32 protein-coding genes and 2 tRNA genes are annotated in these 16,767 nt (G+C 66.5%); 17 read left to right on the forward strand and 17 right to left on the reverse strand.

Annotated features, from left to right (window positions below):
* Window positions 1-6: 6 nt before the first annotated feature.
* Window positions 7-309 carry a hypothetical protein gene (locus tag ACFE7W_RS14545; RefSeq protein ID WP_375425521.1) on the reverse strand — a complete coding sequence of 101 codons (303 nt, stop codon included), beginning with the start codon at window positions 307-309 and terminating at the stop codon, window positions 7-9.
* Between the two features lie 5 nt (window positions 310-314).
* The gene (locus ACFE7W_RS14550) at window positions 315-1,058 is read right to left on the reverse strand and encodes a hypothetical protein (protein WP_375425522.1); all 744 of its coding nucleotides are present in this window, start codon (window positions 1,056-1,058) and stop codon (window positions 315-317) included.
* A gap of 221 nt (window positions 1,059-1,279) precedes the next feature.
* On the opposite strand from ACFE7W_RS14550, the gene ACFE7W_RS14555 reads away from it, so the two are divergent.
* The 7 genes from ACFE7W_RS14555 to ACFE7W_RS14585 all read left to right on the forward strand — a co-directional run bounded on the left by ACFE7W_RS14555 (window position 1,280) and on the right by ACFE7W_RS14585 (window position 3,483).
* Complete coding sequence (locus ACFE7W_RS14555; protein ID WP_375425523.1) at window positions 1,280-1,465, forward strand: hypothetical protein; 186 nt, start codon at window positions 1,280-1,282, stop codon at window positions 1,463-1,465.
* Window positions 1,462-1,989 (forward strand): hypothetical protein, encoded by a 528-nt coding sequence (locus ACFE7W_RS14560; protein WP_375425524.1) that lies wholly within the window; start codon window positions 1,462-1,464, stop codon window positions 1,987-1,989. Before ACFE7W_RS14555 ends, ACFE7W_RS14560 begins: the two co-directional genes overlap by 4 nt.
* A gap of 26 nt (window positions 1,990-2,015) precedes the next feature.
* Window positions 2,016-2,144, forward strand: coding sequence for a hypothetical protein (locus tag ACFE7W_RS14565; RefSeq protein WP_375425525.1), 129 nt, complete (start codon window positions 2,016-2,018; stop codon window positions 2,142-2,144).
* Between the two features lie 148 nt (window positions 2,145-2,292).
* The gene (locus tag ACFE7W_RS14570; RefSeq protein WP_375425526.1) at window positions 2,293-2,664 is read left to right on the forward strand and encodes a hypothetical protein; all 372 of its coding nucleotides are present in this window, start codon (window positions 2,293-2,295) and stop codon (window positions 2,662-2,664) included.
* Window positions 2,665-2,771: 107 nt separating this feature from the next.
* Window positions 2,772-3,059, forward strand: coding sequence for a hypothetical protein (locus ACFE7W_RS14575; protein ID WP_375425527.1), 288 nt, complete (start codon window positions 2,772-2,774; stop codon window positions 3,057-3,059).
* Window positions 3,056-3,256, forward strand: coding sequence for a hypothetical protein (locus ACFE7W_RS14580; RefSeq protein WP_375425528.1), 201 nt, complete (start codon window positions 3,056-3,058; stop codon window positions 3,254-3,256). The genes ACFE7W_RS14575 and ACFE7W_RS14580 overlap by 4 nt, the downstream gene beginning before the upstream one ends.
* The gene (locus ACFE7W_RS14585) at window positions 3,253-3,483 is read left to right on the forward strand and encodes a hypothetical protein (RefSeq protein ID WP_375425529.1); all 231 of its coding nucleotides are present in this window, start codon (window positions 3,253-3,255) and stop codon (window positions 3,481-3,483) included. Before ACFE7W_RS14580 ends, ACFE7W_RS14585 begins: the two co-directional genes overlap by 4 nt.
* A gap of 146 nt (window positions 3,484-3,629) precedes the next feature.
* Here the strand turns inward: ACFE7W_RS14585 and ACFE7W_RS14590 are convergent, their stop codons facing one another.
* Window positions 3,630-3,947: a hypothetical protein gene (locus ACFE7W_RS14590; RefSeq protein WP_375425530.1), complete on the reverse strand. Its 318-nt coding sequence runs from the start codon at window positions 3,945-3,947 to the stop codon at window positions 3,630-3,632.
* Between the two features lie 76 nt (window positions 3,948-4,023).
* Here ACFE7W_RS14590 and ACFE7W_RS14595 point away from each other — a divergent pair, with 76 nt between their 5' ends.
* The 4 genes from ACFE7W_RS14595 to ACFE7W_RS14610 all read left to right on the forward strand — a co-directional run bounded on the left by ACFE7W_RS14595 (window position 4,024) and on the right by ACFE7W_RS14610 (window position 6,684).
* Window positions 4,024-4,263: a hypothetical protein gene (locus ACFE7W_RS14595; RefSeq protein ID WP_375425531.1), complete on the forward strand. Its 240-nt coding sequence runs from the start codon at window positions 4,024-4,026 to the stop codon at window positions 4,261-4,263.
* A 224-nt stretch (window positions 4,264-4,487) separates the two neighbouring features.
* Complete coding sequence (locus tag ACFE7W_RS14600; RefSeq protein WP_375425532.1) at window positions 4,488-5,276, forward strand: hypothetical protein; 789 nt, start codon at window positions 4,488-4,490, stop codon at window positions 5,274-5,276.
* 237 nt (window positions 5,277-5,513) lie between these two features.
* Entirely contained in the window at window positions 5,514-6,128 is a 615-nt protein-coding gene (locus ACFE7W_RS14605; protein ID WP_375425533.1) for an MT-A70 family methyltransferase, read from the forward strand.
* A 31-nt stretch (window positions 6,129-6,159) separates the two neighbouring features.
* The gene (locus ACFE7W_RS14610) at window positions 6,160-6,684 is read left to right on the forward strand and encodes a hypothetical protein (protein WP_375425534.1); all 525 of its coding nucleotides are present in this window, start codon (window positions 6,160-6,162) and stop codon (window positions 6,682-6,684) included.
* A 6-nt stretch (window positions 6,685-6,690) separates the two neighbouring features.
* Here ACFE7W_RS14610 and ACFE7W_RS14615 read toward each other — a convergent pair whose 3' ends face one another.
* Both ACFE7W_RS14615 and ACFE7W_RS14620 read right to left on the reverse strand, forming a co-directional pair.
* Window positions 6,691-7,620: a hypothetical protein gene (locus ACFE7W_RS14615; protein ID WP_375425535.1), complete on the reverse strand. Its 930-nt coding sequence runs from the start codon at window positions 7,618-7,620 to the stop codon at window positions 6,691-6,693.
* A 12-nt stretch (window positions 7,621-7,632) separates the two neighbouring features.
* Window positions 7,633-8,700 carry a DNA methyltransferase gene (locus ACFE7W_RS14620; protein ID WP_375425536.1) on the reverse strand — a complete coding sequence of 356 codons (1,068 nt, stop codon included), beginning with the start codon at window positions 8,698-8,700 and terminating at the stop codon, window positions 7,633-7,635.
* Between the two features lie 271 nt (window positions 8,701-8,971).
* Here ACFE7W_RS14620 and ACFE7W_RS14625 point away from each other — a divergent pair, with 271 nt between their 5' ends.
* The 5 genes from ACFE7W_RS14625 (at window position 8,972) to ACFE7W_RS14645 (ending at window position 11,205) form a co-directional block, all read left to right on the forward strand.
* On the forward strand, window positions 8,972-9,136 hold the full coding sequence (locus ACFE7W_RS14625) for a hypothetical protein (RefSeq protein WP_375425537.1): 165 nt from the start codon (window positions 8,972-8,974) through the stop codon (window positions 9,134-9,136).
* On the forward strand, window positions 9,133-9,339 hold the full coding sequence (locus ACFE7W_RS14630; protein ID WP_375425538.1) for a hypothetical protein: 207 nt from the start codon (window positions 9,133-9,135) through the stop codon (window positions 9,337-9,339). The genes ACFE7W_RS14625 and ACFE7W_RS14630 overlap by 4 nt, the downstream gene beginning before the upstream one ends.
* A gap of 103 nt (window positions 9,340-9,442) precedes the next feature.
* A complete protein-coding gene (locus ACFE7W_RS14635; protein ID WP_375425539.1) occupies window positions 9,443-9,700 on the forward strand; it encodes a hypothetical protein in 258 nt (85 codons plus the stop codon).
* Between the two features lie 408 nt (window positions 9,701-10,108).
* Complete coding sequence (locus ACFE7W_RS14640; RefSeq protein ID WP_375425540.1) at window positions 10,109-10,294, forward strand: hypothetical protein; 186 nt, start codon at window positions 10,109-10,111, stop codon at window positions 10,292-10,294.
* 476 nt (window positions 10,295-10,770) lie between these two features.
* Window positions 10,771-11,205 (forward strand): hypothetical protein, encoded by a 435-nt coding sequence (locus tag ACFE7W_RS14645; RefSeq protein WP_375425541.1) that lies wholly within the window; start codon window positions 10,771-10,773, stop codon window positions 11,203-11,205.
* 136 nt (window positions 11,206-11,341) lie between these two features.
* Here ACFE7W_RS14645 and ACFE7W_RS14650 read toward each other — a convergent pair whose 3' ends face one another.
* From ACFE7W_RS14650 to ACFE7W_RS14695, 10 genes are all read right to left on the reverse strand, one after another.
* Window positions 11,342-11,521, reverse strand: a complete 180-nt coding sequence (locus ACFE7W_RS14650) for a hypothetical protein (RefSeq protein ID WP_375425542.1) — start codon at window positions 11,519-11,521, stop codon at window positions 11,342-11,344.
* A complete protein-coding gene (locus ACFE7W_RS14655; RefSeq protein ID WP_375425543.1) occupies window positions 11,518-11,808 on the reverse strand; it encodes a hypothetical protein in 291 nt (96 codons plus the stop codon). The genes ACFE7W_RS14650 and ACFE7W_RS14655 overlap by 4 nt, the downstream gene beginning before the upstream one ends.
* Before the next feature lie 163 nt (window positions 11,809-11,971).
* Window positions 11,972-12,265, reverse strand: coding sequence for a hypothetical protein (locus ACFE7W_RS14660; protein WP_375425544.1), 294 nt, complete (start codon window positions 12,263-12,265; stop codon window positions 11,972-11,974).
* Window positions 12,262-12,519, reverse strand: a complete 258-nt coding sequence (locus tag ACFE7W_RS14665) for a hypothetical protein (protein WP_375425545.1) — start codon at window positions 12,517-12,519, stop codon at window positions 12,262-12,264. The genes ACFE7W_RS14660 and ACFE7W_RS14665 overlap by 4 nt, the downstream gene beginning before the upstream one ends.
* A 32-nt stretch (window positions 12,520-12,551) precedes the next feature.
* Window positions 12,552-12,926, reverse strand: coding sequence for a hypothetical protein (locus ACFE7W_RS14670; RefSeq protein ID WP_375425546.1), 375 nt, complete (start codon window positions 12,924-12,926; stop codon window positions 12,552-12,554).
* 146 nt (window positions 12,927-13,072) lie between these two features.
* A complete protein-coding gene (locus ACFE7W_RS14675; RefSeq protein WP_375425547.1) occupies window positions 13,073-13,378 on the reverse strand; it encodes a hypothetical protein in 306 nt (101 codons plus the stop codon).
* Complete coding sequence (locus ACFE7W_RS14680; RefSeq protein ID WP_375425548.1) at window positions 13,375-13,569, reverse strand: hypothetical protein; 195 nt, start codon at window positions 13,567-13,569, stop codon at window positions 13,375-13,377. Before ACFE7W_RS14680 ends, ACFE7W_RS14675 begins: the two co-directional genes overlap by 4 nt.
* Window positions 13,563-14,228, reverse strand: a complete 666-nt coding sequence (locus tag ACFE7W_RS14685) for a hypothetical protein (RefSeq protein ID WP_375425549.1) — start codon at window positions 14,226-14,228, stop codon at window positions 13,563-13,565. The genes ACFE7W_RS14680 and ACFE7W_RS14685 overlap by 7 nt, the downstream gene beginning before the upstream one ends.
* The gene (locus tag ACFE7W_RS14690) at window positions 14,228-14,485 is read right to left on the reverse strand and encodes a hypothetical protein (protein WP_375425550.1); all 258 of its coding nucleotides are present in this window, start codon (window positions 14,483-14,485) and stop codon (window positions 14,228-14,230) included. Before ACFE7W_RS14690 ends, ACFE7W_RS14685 begins: the two co-directional genes overlap by 1 nt.
* 113 nt (window positions 14,486-14,598) lie before the next feature.
* Entirely contained in the window at window positions 14,599-14,919 is a 321-nt protein-coding gene (locus ACFE7W_RS14695; protein WP_375425551.1) for a helix-turn-helix domain-containing protein, read from the reverse strand.
* 76 nt (window positions 14,920-14,995) lie between these two features.
* Between ACFE7W_RS14695 and ACFE7W_RS14700 the strand changes: the two genes are divergently transcribed.
* Entirely contained in the window at window positions 14,996-16,432 is a 1,437-nt protein-coding gene (locus ACFE7W_RS14700) for a tyrosine-type recombinase/integrase (RefSeq protein WP_375425552.1), read from the forward strand.
* Between the two features lie 97 nt (window positions 16,433-16,529).
* Here the strand turns inward: ACFE7W_RS14700 and ACFE7W_RS14705 are convergent.
* A tRNA-Val gene (locus tag ACFE7W_RS14705) sits at window positions 16,530-16,604 on the reverse strand.
* 1 nt (window position 16,605) lies between these two features.
* Window positions 16,606-16,676 (reverse strand) — tRNA-Cys (locus ACFE7W_RS14710).
* Window positions 16,677-16,767: the final 91 nt, after the last annotated feature.

Consider the following 16,767-nt stretch of genomic DNA (forward strand, 5'->3'; position numbering starts at 1 on the left):
AGCTGCTCACAGGTAGCGGGTGCCGTCCGGGCTGATAATCGACCCCACATCCAACTCCAGACACAGCAGCCAGGCCGGCACCATCTCCGAGCTGAACACGTACGGGTTCAGCGACATGGAGCCGTCAGGGCGTCGGTCGGCGGTGCTGAGCTCGAACGGCTTCAGCGTTTGGTTGCCGAAGCGGTCGGTAATCTCAACCCGCCACTCGGACAGGTCGGCTACAGCCGCGTCGACAATCAGGTGCGGAGACCCGTCGATGTCAGAAGAGCGGTACCACTTGAACGGCAGCTGCCGGGGAGTCTCAGACATGGCGGCTACTTCTTGACCGTGACGTGGCCGGCGTAAGCAGTCACCGCAGACGTCGTGGCCGTGCCGTCGAACACCCACCGGAACCAGGTCGTCTTCTTCAGCCTGGCCGTGGCTGGAAGGAAGCCGCCGTTCTGCCCGTAGAAGCTCGTGACCGTCTTGATGGTCTTGTACTTGTGGCCTTTGGTGTGGGTCTGAAGCCGGACCTTCTTGCCCTCCTGGGCGCCGTACCAGGGACCCTCCCAGTTGGCGACATCAAGGAACGCTCCGTAGTAGAACTTCTTGTTCTTCTTGATCTTGCTCGGCAGACCGCCCACGTCAAGTCGGGACGCGCGCTTGAGGGTGAAGTTGGCGCCCAAGCTAACTGGGGTGCTGCCGTCCTCGAAGACGACCATCCCCTTACCCTTGCCGGCGTCGGAGTTGTACAGCCACTTCGGGACAAGCCGGACGGTGCCCGACCACTTGGTGGGGTCTGTGGCGGACGGCTCGAACGGTCCGGCAACGTCCATGTTGCCGTCGAACTCGACTGCCGCAGGGCCTTCGTTCTCGCAGTTGGCAGCGGTGGCGGTGACCTTCACATGCTTGATCTTCTTGATGCCGAGGACGACACCCGACGGGCTCACCTTTGCGTTGCTGAACGTGCAGACCGGGGCGGGCGGGTCGACGGGTGCGTCGTCTGCGTGGGCGGGGACTGCGGTGGCGCTGAGGAGCAGGGTGGCCACGGCGGTGGCGATGAGGCGGGCGGTGCGCAAGACAATTCCTTCGGCGGTCGGCTGGCGAAGCGGCCGGCAACGTTAACCCGGCTCTCAGGTTCTCCGCAGGGGAACGGTTGAAGCTGTGACCTGGACGGCGTGATGCACGCCACACGGAGCCGGACGATTGTCTCCCTCCCAGCTCTAGGCACGGGTGCGGTGGCAGCAACGGTCAGGTGAGCCGGACCCCTACCTATCCCGGCACAGGAGACACGACCCCCATGGACGAGCACGACCCCGTCAGAGTCCGCCTCTGCCACACAGCCACCAAGTACGACAACGAGGGCTTCGACCGTCGCACCATTTGCGAGCCCTCCGTCACCCTGGCCGACTTCCGTGCCCTCCTCGCCGGAGAGCAGATCGACTGCCCCGTCTGCTACGACGACCTCGACGGGAGCCTGCTGTGACCGCCGCAGCCCGCTTCCGGACGCTGCTCACGTCGCTGCTGCCCACTCGGGATGACGCCCAGGCCGGTGAGCGCCTAGTCGCCATCAAGGCTCGGCTCGACGCTGCCAACGAGTACGACGACCCGTGGCCTGGCTCGGAGTGGGGTCGTGCTGCGGCCGCTACCGAGACCTACGACGGTGAAACCGCGGTTGCCAACGCACCCGCCGACATCACGTTCCTGCTGGCTCGGGTCGCTCACGTCGAAGCGCAGCTGCGGCTCGCCCGCACCGACCTCGAGTCCGCTGCCGACACCATTGGCCAGCTGGAGGATGCGGTCAACACGGTCACTGCGGCCCAGTGGGCGGCTGCCGACGAAGCCGAGAATCTGCGCGGCCAGGTGGCCGAGCTGCTGCCGTGGGCCGCGCACGGGGTCGTCCGAGCCATCGCCAACGACAGCTGCCTCCCCGAGGGTCTGGTGCTGTGGCAAGCGGTCGATATGGGGCACCGCATCGAGGCCGGCGAGTTCGGAGAGACGGAGGCCTGACCATGGTCGTGCTGATGGTTGAGTCGATGCAGGAGACTGTCGTCGGGTTCCTCACCGTGGCGATGCTGAGCTGCCTCTACCTGCTGCTGTGCGTGCCGTTCGCCATCGCACACGTCATCGACCTGGTGACCGCGAACCCGCTCGCGCTGTACTGACCGACCCGCTACGACCCCTGGCCATCCCGGCTGGGGGTCCGTGCGTTGCATCACATCAGCGCGCAGCCATTGCTGACCCTGCCTTGGCGCGAACGGTGACCTCTGTAGCCGGAACCCCACCTACCGCCGGCTGCAGGAGACCACCACCATGATTGACACCGACAACGTGGCAGCGGCGCGGGCACTGCTCTCCAAGGCCACCCCCGGACCGTGGTACGTAGTGCGCAAGGATGAGAGGGCCGACGTGCGCGGACTGCCCGAGAACACCACGTACGACCACCGGGGAGACGCAGTCGCCCGAGACCCGCACAGTGAGTACGGGGCTTGCAGCCTGGAGGACGCCGAGCTCATCGCGCAGGCGCCGACCCTGCTGGCCGCGCTCGCCGACGAGGTGGAGCAGCTGCGGAAGGAGCTGGCAGAGTCCGAGAGGGCCCGCAAGGGTCACCACGTCAACAGCTGCACGCTCAACGGCACCTACCACGGCGAGGGCTGCCCGGAGCGGGTCGTGGTGACGTCGTGAGCATTACTGACCGCGTCGACGCCATCCGCGCCCGGCTCGTGGCCTCTGGGGTCGTAGACCCTCCGGCCACCGCTCCCTGGTGGATTCCTCGATACGACGGGAAGTCCATGACTGCTGCCATCTTCGACTGCTGGGACGACATGCGCGTCCTCACCATCGACGACGCAGACGGTGAGCTTGTCGATTTCATCGCCAACGCCCCGGCCGACCTGGCGTGGCTGCTCGAGGAAAACGCCCGCCTCACCGGGCAGGTCGCCGAGCTCGAGGCCGACAAGACCGACCTGCGTGCGTGCGCTGAGGACTACGCAGCCTTCGAGGCCGAGCGTGTCGCGCAGGTTAACTTCCTCAACAGCCTTCATACCAGGAGCACCGCGGTGACAGGGGAGAAGTCGTGAGCTGGACTGAGGTAGACGAGGCCCGCGCCTGGGTCGACTGGGCTAACACGACCCCGGGTGGCTGGCGCGCCCGACTCGATGAGCAGCTGGTCGTAGCTGAGGCCGAGCAGGTTCTCGGAGTCGACCACGCCGGCCTTCGGGTTGTCGAGGAGGCCGAGCGGCTTCTCGCGGAGCTGGAAGACGAGGACGAGTCGTGAGCACCGCCCTGACCGTCGACAACCGCGACCAGGCCATCACCGCAGCGCACGCCCAGTACGCCGGCTACCTGGTCGGAGCACTGTCCGAGCATCAGCGCATCCTGGCCGCAGCCAAGCGGTCGGAGGAGAAGGGACGCGACTATCCGGACCCGGTCCACGTCGCCAAACTGGAGGTCATCGTCCGGGCGCTCGAGGACCTGGCCGGAAAGTACGGGGTGGCGCTGTGAGCGTCGAGAACCCACAGGTCGACCCGGAGTTCAGAGCACTGCTTCGCCGTTTGGGCTACCCGGTAGCTGTGCCGCCGTCGCTCCTGAGGCGTTTGGTCCGGCGACTACTTCGGCTCTGACCCTCACCAACCGCAGCAACCCCGCATCTACCCGGTGCGGGGTGCTGTCACGTCGGCTTGGTTGTGCCGCTGGTAGAACTGCGCCTGGGCAGCCTTCATCGCCGCGTTACCGCGGTCGACGTCCTCCTCGGTCAGTGGGCGCCGGCCCAGGTGGGCCACGTTCAAGGTGTCGAGAGGGTTCCGTTCCAGTAAGTCGTCGTCGAGGGTCACCACCAGCCCGGCCAGGTGATCAGCGCAGACGATGCGCTCGCTACGGCCGTTCAGCGAGATGGTGTGCATCGCGGACAGGACGAAGGCGGGTGCCTGGTCGCAGCCGGACCAGCAACAGCGGAGAGTGTCAGGCATGGGTGTGGTCTCCTACAGCTCATCCCCGAGCCGGGACAGCGTACCGGTGTCCCGGCTCGCGCCTACGGTGTGAAGCATGAACGCTGACGAGTACGCGGACCGGTCCACCGCCGAGGCAGAGGCTCGCGGCATCGACCCGAACGGCCGCGACCTCACCTGGCTGGACGAGCCGGTGCCCGTGCCACGGCCGGAGCGCAGTCAGCAGGCCATCACGGATGCCTGGTTTGGAGACGAGGAACCAGCCGAGACCGCCCGACGTGACGCGCTACTGGCGAGCATCGCCCCCGCCGAGGGCTACACCGACGAAGACTTCTGATCCGATCGTACGATCCGGGCATGAGTGAGCAGGACGGACATGCCCCACAAGCGAGCGAACGCGAGCCGTCGCCCGATCCGCGGCCGGAGACTGCCCAACGCCCTGGTACGCGCGGGGCGCTGTCCCACCTAGACCACTCCGTCGACGTTCCGAAGTTCCGCCAGGAGATGTCAGCCGAATCTGGGTGGGCGGATCGAGACTCCGACGAGTCGTACCGGAAGTGGATGGCCACCCGCCGCATCCCCCCGATGGACGACGAAGACACCGATTGGGAGTCCGTCACCGCCGCTCCATGGCGGGTCTCACCAATCCCGCTGGAGCCGCCCGGGCAGCACCATCCGGAGGACGAGCCGGACACGTGTGCGGAGGCTGCCCTGCACGAGCTGGCCGGCGCCAAGATGAGCGGGGAGGAGCGGCAGCAGACGCTCGACCATGGGCTGCGGGCTGTTCATGAGCTGGTGCGTCAGCTGCGGGAGGCCCGACATTGGGCCCGGCTCGCGTGGCTGTTAGCGGACACGGAGGAGATGGTCGACCCGCCCGCCTGGCTGACCGGACCTCCAGAGGATGACCCGACGTGGCGGGGCGGTGCGAGTGGCCAACCGCACGTCGCGCGCACAGTGACCGGTATGAGCGACGACGAGCAACCCGTGGGCGAGTGGGCCGAGGACGAGAACGGCTACAGCCAGGAGTTCTCCGACTGGGCGAACCGGAGCATGGAGTCGTATCGTGCACGGCGTCTCGCCGCCTTCCAGGAGGACGTGGTCGAGGGCCTGCGTCAGAGTGGGCAAACAGGGCCCCTTCCTGACGACCTGCTCGAGGACAGGGCTGCTGACGAGTCGCTCGAGTTCGAGTTCGACGAGGACACCCAGATCAGGCCGGCTGACTTGGGTTCGGTCCTGCAGGGCCCGCCACCGTCAGCTGGGAAGGTCCGTCAGGCCAGTGAGGACGCGTACGGGTCGTGGAGCTGGCAGCACGCCGACGACGAGGAGCCGCCACAGGAGCCATCCTCCTGACGGCGATCGGCGGTAGGTACAGATACCGCCAAAGTCGCGAAAGGTAGGCCGACTTCCGCAACCTCGCCGCCAGGGGCCGTTTTCGTCGCGCTGGGGACGCGAAAACGAGGTTGAAACTGACGCGATAGGGGTCGCTGACCGTGATCCGCGTTCTTGAATCGGCACCGAAAAACAGGCCTGGGCCGGGTGTTAGCAGCGTCACATTGGGCTGGTCGATAGGCGCCAACGGTCCGGTACATGAGCCCCACTGCGCCGACTACGGCCACCCCAGAGTCTGCCCGCTTCGACCTCATCTACGCCGACCCGCCCTGGCGCTACGGCTTCTCAAGGTCCGCGTCCAGAGCTATCGAGAACCAGTACCCGACCATGACCCACGAGGACATCTGCGCACTTGAGGTGCCAGCCTCGGACAACGCAGTCCTCTACCTGTGGGCGGTAGCTCCCAAGCTGCCCGAGGCGCTCGAGGTGATGGCGGCTTGGGGCTTCACCTACAAGTCGTGCTCGATCTGGGACAAGCAGCGGCTGGGCATGGGCTACTGGTGGAGAGGTCAGCACGAGCTCCTGCTGGTGGGGGTCAAGGGCAAGTTCAGCCCTCCGGCCCAGCCCCTGCGCCGCTCGTCTGTGTTTTCGATCAAGTCGGGCCGGCACTCGGAGAAGCCAGCGGCGATTCGTGATTACATCGTCTCCGCGTTTCCCCACGCAAAGAGGCTGGAGATGTTCGCCCGTGTCGCCTCGCCCGGCTGGGCGGTGTGGGGCAACGAGGTCGAGCCCACCGTCGACGTGCCCGGCGCTGGCGAGTTCGTGCCGCTCGTCACGTCTGACGGTGCCGAGCAGCTGGACCTGTTCGGCTGACGGGTGCCTGCTTTCCGCTTATGGTCACCGCGTGGATTTCGACGACGACCTGACCATGGCGCAGACGCTGCTCGAACGGCTGGGTGGAGCGCTGACCGTGGACGACATCCTCATCCTCCGGGGAGCTGGTGTGTGGCACCGCATCCAGTGGGAGCTGGGTGCCGAGCGCGAAGAGGGGTTGTCGGGCCGACAACGGGCACCGTTCGTGACCCGGGAGCAGAAAGTGGCGCTCAAAGCCGCTGGGATGCCGTCACGGCCAGCGCGCAGGAAGGACCTGGGCACCCGCATTTACAGCCTCGACCCGGAGCCAGTCCAGGCACGGCTCAACCGAGCCGAAGTGGCCGCCGGCTACCTCCACGCTCTGCACGGGATACAGCCGGACGGCGAAGCAGCGAGCTTCTTCTCCGAAGGAGAGCCTGCACTGGGCCCGACGGCGATCATGACGGTATGGGACCGCATCGCCGCAGTGGACCCCGAGCTCGCGCTGACCGAACACGAGAAGCTTTGGACGCAGGGAGCCGACCTCACCCAGCCGTGGACCACCAACTGCGGGTAGCGGTCGTTAGTCGGCGCCCAACGCTTCAGCGAGCTCGGTCAACGCAGCCGCCACCCGCTGCGCTCGGACATCCGACTTCGCACCCGACAGCTTGAAGTAAGTCTGGAACACCTTCGAGGTCACCTCGGCACGGTCAGCCTGATCGCTGTGCGCCCGGAGGAACATGAACCAATCGAGGATGCGGATCCCTAGGACATCCAGGCCGTTCGACTGCCCGACGAAGTTGTCCATCAGACCTGTCACGCGTGCCAGCCGGCCGAAGTTGCCGCCCCCATCCCTAGCTGGCGAGTCGACAATCTGAGCATCAGAAGACGGGTACGGCTTCGCAGCCGCAGGTGAGGTGATCGACGAGTCGTCCTTCGTGCGGCGCAAGTGCGACCACCAGTAGTTGCGATACTCAGCAGCCCATCGGGCCGACACGACAAACGGCTCAGCCGCGACCGGCGAACCCGACAGGACGTTGTCCAAATACCAGGGCACCACCACCAGCAGGTCGTGTGGTGCGCACGCAGCCGGCGTCGTCTGGAAGCGAAACGAGGGGACGCCCTCTTTCGCCAGAAGGAACCAACCCTTCAGCTCGATACCGAGGGCGATAGCTGGCCCCTCCGCGCCGCCCTTCTTGGTGAGCAGCACGTCGGGGAACCGCTGGGACTGTCGAACGAAGACGTAGCCCAGCCACTCGTCGTACGGGTCCCACAGGGCGCGCTGCTGATTCAGCGCCTTGACGACCTGACCCTCGATGGAGGCACCGAGCAGCGTGTTCAGCGCAAATAGGTCGGTGGCCTCGACCCCAGCGATGTGGTTGTTGAACTCGAAGAACGACGGCAGGCCCAGCAGGACGGTCCGGAGGCGCAGCTGAAGTTGAGTTTTCGGGTCGTCCGGATCGAGGTCAGGCTCAGTGGGAAGCTGAGGCGAGTGCTGCGGCGCGTCGGTCATAACCGCATTCGATCATGTGAGGGTCGGCAGCTGCTGCTCCGCCGCCATCTCCTCGAGGTCGGGTTCAGCAGCTGCGGCTGCTTCGGCCAGACGCTCAGCAGCGATGTCGGCGAAGTTCTCGTCGAGCTCCGCTGCGAACGGCACCCGCCCCAACGCGACAGACGCCACCGAAGCCGACGCGAGCCCGCCGAACGGCTCCCACACGACGTCTCGGGGCTGGGTGACCGCCCGCACCTGCCTTTCCATGAACTCGAGCGGCTTCTGATTCAGGTGAGCTGAGCTGCCCTTACCCGGCTTGTAGACCCGCGGGGCTGCCCGACGCAGCGTGCCCTTCAGCCGCTCGTTGTCGTGAAGAGGGCCGCGCTGCCACACATTGGTTAGGCCGTGCTGGTGCGTCCAGTGGTAGCGGAGCCCGTCCCACTCTTTCGCCGTCACCGGGTCTTCACCGTTGACGCTGTAGAACGGCCAGCCGGACTTCCCGTGCGTGTTCGCATACTCGGCGAGCTTCTCCACCATGTCTCCTGGCGGCCAGTACCAGAGCCAGTCCTGCGTCAGATACTTGCGGGTGGCGGCGTTCTTGACGCCACAAGCCTCGTTGGCCAGGTACAGCGGAATGCCTGCCCGCTGCCACTCGTGCCTCAGCCACTGCTTGACTGGCAGGGGTCCGGATGGAGTGTCGATGGCGAACTTGCGCCGGTAGAGGACGGCAACCTCGGAGACGACGGGGAACTGACGGATGGTCTGTCCGTTGACGTTGCCGGCGATGTGCGCGATGCCCTTGTCCCACGTGACCGTCTGGACGTACTCCCAACCGTGCGCGGCGAGGAATGGGTGGACGGTCGCCCATCCGACTTCGGTGTTCCAGAACCACAGTGTGGTCGACGGGTGTGCGGCCTCACTCCACGCTTCGACGTGTGGGCGGTACCAATCGACGAGGCCGTCGGTGCTGACGGTGTCTCCGTGGAAGCCGCGGACTCCGTAGGCTCCGTCGCTGATGATGGTGGCGGGGGCCGGCCAGTCGGGGTAGGCGTCGAGGGCGTTGCCTCGGTGAAGGTGGTAGCTCACGTCGGGCCTCTCCATGTCTTGACAGTAGTGGCGACCAGGGACGGTGCCCACCATTGGCTCGCCCGCAGTCGCCTGCCCGTTGTCCTGGAGAGGGTGCACATGTCGGCGCTGCTGCGTCCTACCTGAGGAGCACGGCTAGCACGGCGGAGGCTATGACGGCAGCTGCCATCAGCCCCATGACGGTGAGGACGAAGCGCCGCTCCTGTCGTTCCCAGTCCTGCGGCGGCATCCGACCAGGTTAGCGGGACCGTTTGCCCCGAACGGCGACGCGCTCACGGTCATCGTCATGGTCCACATCGACACCTATCGCGTCACGCCCGGCCACCGCTTCGGCCGTGGCTGGCAGGCTGAGGCGGTCTTCTGGCCCGAGCTAGACGCGGTCCGGGCGTGGACCCGGTCGGGTGCTGAGCGGAAGATGCTTCGTCGAATGCAGAAGGCGGCCCTGCTGTGAGCGGCCAGGAGACCGAGACTGCCCGGCTGCGACGCAACCTCGCCCTGACCACGTTCCTGCTCGAGTCCGCAGCCGACGAGGCGCTGGCGCTGCTAAAGCTTTCCGAAAGGTGCGTCTGTGGCGCGATGGGTGGCGTCGGGCCGCAGCCGAGTCAGGACTTCGACGAGGAGCCGATCGAGTTCGTCCACGACTGCGGAGCCTGACGTGTTCCCATCCCTCACCGCAGGCACCCGCTATGCCCCGAATGCGGTCATCGCCCGCGGACCCATACAGGCCGGAGCCGCCCGCCGTTTCGAGGCAGCAGCCGTGAATCCGCCGACCTGGCTCACGGAGTCAGGCAAGATCAACAACGTGACCACACCGCGCATCTGGGTCGACTACACGATCTACGGACGCAGCCGCCTCGTGACCGCCCGGCTTCGCAAGACAGACCGCGAGCAGCTGTCCGTCGGCCAGGAGGTCATCGTCGAGGGCGACACGGTCGACGACGCTCGTGCGGTCATCACCGCCATCGACGGTCCCGACGTTCAGCTGCGGCTGCTCGACGAAGACGCGGGGCTCTGACGTGGACTGGAAGTTGCTGGCGAACAGCCGGACGATGAGCTACGAGGCGTGCGCGTGCTCATCTTGCGCCCGAGCCCACCGACCGCAGCTGCGGAGATTGGCGCGCCGGCGTGAGGCCCGCAACTGGCAGGAGGAGGCCGACGAGGAACTGAACGGGCAGGAGCCGGCAGACACCACCCGCCTCGACAAGTGGTTCGGCTCTGAGGGCGAAGCCGATCGTGACGACTTACGTCTCGGGCCGAACTGGGCAGCAGTAGCTGACCTGCGCCCGGGTCACTACGTCGACCGTCGCCCTGAAGTGCCCGACTACCCGGCAGGAGGGTACGAGACGGCCGAACCCGTCGACTCGGTCCTCTGGGCTGAGTGCGTCGAGTCGACCGAGCGTGCTCTACGAGACGCGGGGCTCTGATGTGCACCGCTGTCCCGTGCGGGCGACCGCACCTGCCGACACCTGCCGGCGCTGAGACCAACCGTCGCATCTACGTCGACCGGATCGTCTACGGCCACCTGGAGCCGCTGCTGCTGCTGGCATTCGACCGCCTGACTGCTGCCGAGCAGCAGTGGGTACTTCAGCAGTCGGAGGTGGTCGAGTGAAGCTCCTGTCCAGGCCTCGCAGCTACCGGCCCCCATACCTGGTGTCGCCGGCCGTAGTGGCTGCGATGAGCACCGACGCCGTACTCCCTAAGACCCCGCGGCTGCCCGCGGTCGACCCGGTGCGTGTCCTCGACTGGCCGGCCGACGTTGAGCTGCCAGCTGTGCCCGCGTTCGCCTGGGATGAGCCCGGCGCCGCAAGCTGACAAAACCGTTCCGGAAACGGTGCGGTTTTGGCACTATCACCGATGACAGTATCTTCGGTGACAGTGACCTGGGTCACCCTACGACCCGTAGGCTGGTTACCGCTCAACAGTCCTACGCTCCCGTTTCGGGCGTCCCTACGCTACAGATTCGGGCATCCCTACGCTACAGATTCGGGCCACTGTCGGAGCCTCTGCGGCCGGCACCTTGATCGCAGTGAGCGTGTTCTGTCCTGAGTGCATGAGATTGTCTGCGCCATGCCCAGGACTCGCAGCGTGACCGACATCATCACCACCCGACTGACCACCACCGACGGCGCCAAGCTGGTTTTCTGCGACCAGCTGTGCTGCGACCGGTGGCTGCTGTCGAATGTGTCGCACGTTCAGCCCCGGGTGGCCGACGGCCCTCGGCGCATCGTGGGCAGCTGCTGCCACTGCGCCTGGGATGGGGAACTGGTGGCGGCCCCAGCGGACGGCGATTGCAGATGGCATCAGCCTAACTCCTGTGAGGCGTTCGAGCCGCTGGCCAGCTATCACGTCGCCTACGCGGCCCGTCAGCTACGGGAGCTCGTCGGTGGGCCGCTGTCCCCACGCTGCTACCGCTACCTGACCGACCATGCCCGGGCCCTACGGGACTGCGGCAGGCTGGACGCCCGAGCCCTCGTCGAGTTCGCGCAAGGTGTGCGCATCGACTGGGACAGCTCCTGGTGACCCCGAGCCCTTAGAGAGGCCCTAATCGTTCGTGTGCCACAGTCAGAATTGGCACTCATCGTCCGCAGCCGGACCAGTAGAGCCCAGGTGCAACAGGTATCCCCTGCCCGCTGGTGAAGGCGGACAGGGGATGGGCTCACCTGGACGGTGAGGTGATCAGCTCGGGAGCTGGGTAGTCGCGGAAGACCCGCGTGTGGATGGTCGGTCGCCCTGCAGTCGGGGAGACGGACTCGGTGGCAGTAGTGCCGCTGCTCACGTCGAGCAGGACCAGCACCAGGAAGACAGCCGCAGGAACACGGCGGACGACCCGGTTCACGCGAGAACCCCCTCTACGACGAGGGAGTCACGCCAGTCTTCAGCCGGGCACACCGTGCAGTCGACGCCCACGTGGACGCGCTGCGCGATGGCCCGCTGTTCGTTGAGCTGCCGCAGAAGGCCGGACACCGCGGACGGGTGGTCCTGGGCCAGCTGGTAGCCGATGGCGTCCAGGGTCCGCTGCTGGCGGGCCGTGTCGAGGCCGTGGTGTTCGAGGTCGAGGAGCCTGCTCTGAACCGACAGTGCGCGTTCGGTCAGCTCGTCGACGGTGTACAAGTTGGTGCTCATGGGTGCCTCCGGAGGCGGTGAGTGTTTGCATCACGTTGTTCTCCGGGAGCGACCCGGCAACGTTCTGCCGGGCTCAGGTTGAGCTCGTACACACCACATTTGCTGCCGGCGGGAAGGTGAGAAGAGCTGTGAGTGTGACCCTTGTCACCCTCTGATGAGAGACCTACGCGAGCAGTCCGAGGACCGCCGTCTCGAGCTCGTTCAGCTCGCAATTCAGACCCTCGTTCATCACCAGCCGCACCACGATGTCGACCGCAGCGTCAGGCAGGCCCCGCTCCTCGCAGAAGAGGGTGGCCCCGACCAGCACCGTATGCTCGTACAGCGACTGGTCGGTGACCGCTCCGCACGTACATCCGCGGAACGGGTAGCCCCACAGGTCACCGGGGGCCATCTTCGGCTGGTGACCAGCGTCGTACGCGTAGTCGTCCAGATCCGCCTTCAGCGCGTCTGAGCTCACCCCAGGACCGCCTCCGAGGTAGTTAGCAGCACGACGACGTCGTCGCCGAGCCACGCCGGCAACAGGACCAGAGCCGCATCCCGCTGCCCGACCGTGATCTTGTCCCGGTTGAACAGGGCTCGAACCTCAGCCTCGAGAGCGCACCGGATGTTGTAGCGGAGGTGCCTGTCACGCATTGGATAGCTGGGGTCGCCGCGCCACTCTGCTGCGATGCGCCGGCAGTCCGCGGCCTCGTTTTCGTGGCACACAGCCATCGCTCGAGCGTGCCGCAGGTGTCGTGGGTCCCTCACCGGAGCACCGCTTTCGCCGACTCCAGCAGAGCCGGCGGCGACTGCGACCAGCCCTCGTCGAGCAGCCGGGTCGCCATCTCAGCCAGGTGCGGGTCACTCAGCTCGGCGACAGCCAGCCGGCACTCCGCCGTCAGCAGCCCGGAGCGCTTCTCCGCCAGGATGTTCTCCGCCACCGACACGAGGGAGGCGCGGTGGGCACGCTCCTTCTCGAGCGCCTTCCGGTACTCCCGCTGCCAGTGCGAGAGAGACTTCCGGTTGAGCTCAGCAGCAGCCGACTCTGTAGCCGTCAGGTAATGCTCGAAGGGCGCGACCGGCAGGCCGAGGTCTAGGGCAGTCTTCTGTAGCGTCCGGTAGCTGCTCTCGTCAACCACGCACGGCACCCAGCCGGCGCCGTCCCTCCAGTGGAGGCCTGCGGGATGACACTCACCGTCTACGTCGACGGTGACCTCTGCCTCTGCGGGGAAGGCCCGCGAGCGGTCCGAGCAGTCGCAGTGGTCCGAGTACACCGTCGGGGTACTCACGCTGCCACCGTCTTCGCCGTCTCCAGAAGGTCGGTTAGAGAGCTCTTCCAGCCAGGCACGAGACCCCAAGCGACGTCCTCTACAGAGGGACCGCAGTCAGCGAGCTGCTGACGTATTTCCCAGCCCATCAAGAGCAGCTCGGTCTGAAGCTCGGTTCGTCTTTCACGCAGGGCCTCGGCCAGAGCCTCCTCGGCTGCCAGCTCCTGAAGAGCCACCGTCAACTCGTCGGCGTAACGACATAGGACGACTCTCCGTGCGATGTCGTAGTGGTGCTTCACTCGGCGGTCACGCTTGAAGCTCACGCCGCTACCTCCCACTCCTGGTCGACGTCGTACGGAAACAGCGTCACGTGGCCGCGGGTGTCGTACACCGCAGCCGGGTCCTGGTCCCACGACAGCATGAACGGGGCGTCGGACACTTCGACGATTTGGCGGTACATGGTGGCGGTGCCGGGGACCGGCTCCCAACCCATCGTGCGCACGTCGCTCAGCACGACACTGCCTCCGCTGCTGCCAACAGCTCTTCCGGGGTCCCTGACCAGGTGCTGGACAACTTGAGGGCAACCTCTCGAATGTCCGACTCCTCGATCATCAGAGCGGTGCCGTAGCACTTGCGGTACTGAAGACACCTCTCTGACTCGTCGAGCCTCTCCATGTCCCTGTCGAGGTGCCGCTGAGTCCACGCCACCTCGGCGGCGTGGCTGTCTCTGCGGCTCTCCTCAATTCGGATGCTCTCGCTGACTGCCTGTCCAAGGAGATCGCGCACGTCCTGCCTCGAGAGCTTGCGGACAGCCGTCGCGGCGCTGGTTTGCTCCTCCCACCCCGGCACTGGGTTACAAGCTGCCCAGCCGTCACCGATTCGATGGAACCCGATAGGCGGGGACACGTCCGAGGGGGCGAAAAGGACGGGGCCCGTCGTCTGGTGCCCGCATGGGCAGCACCCAACGTTGAGATCGAAGAAGAGCTTGACGTCCGCGGGCGCAGGCGGTGGCCCAGGAAGGCAGCGCGAGTTCTGGTGAAGATTCACGTTCGCGAGGCTGCCAGGTAGCGGCTTTAGAACGGCCTTCGCGCCCGACCTGTTGGGTCCGTAGCTCGGGTACCCGTTCGAGTCGAGCACGCCAGGCATGACGCCGCGGGACTTGTGCTTGCCCATCACGCCACCTCTGACAGGAACCGCTCAGCGGCCGCCTCGGTGATGGCGTCGTGCGCCGGCGTCTGCGGGAACAGGGCGCCGAAGTCGACCGGCTCCTGCGGGAAGAACGCGTCGAGCTCGCAGTGGACCAGGCAGGAGGCGCAGAAGCTGCCGAAGTAGATGAACCGGGGGCAGGTGCCGCAGTCGCACGGGTAGGAGCGGTCGGTCAGCTCCAGCTCAGCGACAGGGAACGGACGGGTGGGGGCGGGAAGGTGCATGTGGGTCTCCGAGGGGTCAGACGGCAGGGGGTTGCCGTCCCCTCCCACCGTGTCCGCGCGACCCCGCAGCACCAGCAGATCTGTATCCCCCGATCGGGTGAATTTCCTCGGCGTTAGCCCGTCCGGAGTAGGTGCGCATACCGGTCAACGCGAGGCTTCCGTGACTGCTTGGGAGGACGCTTCGCAGCCGCCTTCACCGGAAGCGGGGCAGCCTCCACAACCACAGGAGTGGCAGCCGCGCGAGGCCGGGGGACAGGCGCCTCATTCCGTCCAATCGCCGCCAGCTCGGCCGGGTCAAACCGCAACCCGCCACCGATGCGACGCACCGGCACCTCTCCCGCCCGCACCTTCTTGTAGACGGTCCCCTTCTTGTAGCCGAGGAAAGCCGCAGCCTCGCCAACCCGCCACAACGGCTCACGCGTTTCAGTGGTCATGAGGCGCAAGGTGCTGGCCTACCTGCTGGGCGCAATCGCCATTGCCCTGTCCGTTCCCCGTGGCACAGTAGCGCGCATGGGTAGAAACGACGGGCCGACTCCGCAGAAATACCTGGCAACGGTGACCGTCAACGGCGAGCGGGTCCGGCGGCAACGAACCAAGCTCGGGAAGCTCGGCTGGCAGCTGCGCTACCGGGACCCGAGGAGCAGGGAGTACCAGCCGTCGACGACGTTCTGGGGAACCGAGGTCCAAGCCCAGCGGGCGCTCGACAAACTGGTCGCCGACGCGGCCGCGGCTGCTGCCCCGGTCGCGATCAAGTCCAAGTCGACGACGCTCGCCGAATGGGTGGACGAGTGGCTGGACTCCTACTCTTTCGCCGTCAAGCCGACCCGAGACGGCAGCGCCCCCGGTGTGCTGCGGCCCCGCGCCACCCAGAAGAAGGCCGAGGACATGTGCGACACCTACCTGCTGCCGAAGCTGGGGGACCGCAAATTGCGGACCATCACCCACGACGACCTGTACGAAACCATCGCGGGACTGCGAAAGCTCGACAAGGACGGCAAGCGGACCGGTGACCCGCTCACTGCCGCCACCAAGAACACGGTGGCCGGCGTCGCCCGGTCCCTGTTCCGCGACGCGGTAAGGGCCGGCTACCTGGGGGCGTCTCCGGCTGCGCTGCTACCGACCGTGTGGGACAAGGAGCCGACCAGGCGGGCTGCCCTCATTCCGTCAATCTCTGAGGTCGAGAAGCTGGCATCAGCGTTGGATCTGCTGTGGCCGCTGCCGAAGTGGGCCGCTGACCTGTACGGACCGAACGGGGAAGGTAACGGCGACCTGGTCCGCATCATCGCCTACACGGCTCTGCGCATCGAGGAGCTCACCGCCCTCGATGTGTCCGCGGTCAACCTGACCATGAAGACGATTCAGGTGAGGGACGTGGCCACCGAGTCGGGGGGACGACGGGAGTACCGGCAGGACGATGCCAAATCGGCTGCGTCGAAGCGGCCCCTGATCATCTTCGAGCAGGCGGAGGCCGCCATCGGTCGCCGCGACGCCGTCCGGCTCCGGGGACTGGAGCTGGAGGCGGGACGCGACGCCCGCCGGCAAGCCCGACGTAAGGCCTCGACCACCGACAAGAAGCGAGCCCCGAACCGGGACCTGGCCGACCGCTGGACGCTGCTGTGTCCCGGCGAGCAGGGCGGCTTCATGTCCTACGCGGTGTGGCGCAAGCACCTGGCCGCGGCCCGGCAGCTGTCGGGGGTCGACCTGACCGCGCACGAGCTGCGGCACGTCTGCGTCTCGATCATGTACGCGGCCGGGATGTCGGACGAGCAGATCCAGCGGCAGATCGGCCACAAGATCGGGAGCAGTCTGACCCGTCAGGTGTACCAGCACCTGTTTCTCGTCAACTACCGCATTATCGCCAAGCGCGTCTCGAAGAAGATCGCGGTTCTGACCGCGGCCGAGGCGGCCCGCGGCGAGTACGTGGAAGAGTCCGACGAGGAGCGCTGACAGCCCGTTTCGTGGCCCGCTAGGGGAAAAGTGAGGGAACAGGTGAGCGGTTCCGTATGCCACTGCCCGAGAAGAGCCCCTTGACTAGGGGTGATGATGGTGGGCGATACTGGGATCGAACCAGTGACCTCTTCCGTGTCAGGGAAGCGCGCTACCGCTGCGCCAATCGCCCGAGGTGGAGACGGGATTTGAACCCGTGTACACGGATTTGCAGTCCGTTGCCTCGCCTCTCGGCCACTCCACCTGGGGAACTTCCCCCCAGGGGACTGGGCGAGAATCGCTCCGAGCGGACGACGGGATTCGAACCCGCGACCCTCACCTTGGCAAGGTGATGC

This window comes from uncultured Friedmanniella sp. (assembly GCF_964244285.1).
Taxonomy (GTDB): Bacteria; Actinomycetota; Actinomycetes; order Propionibacteriales; family Propionibacteriaceae; genus Microlunatus.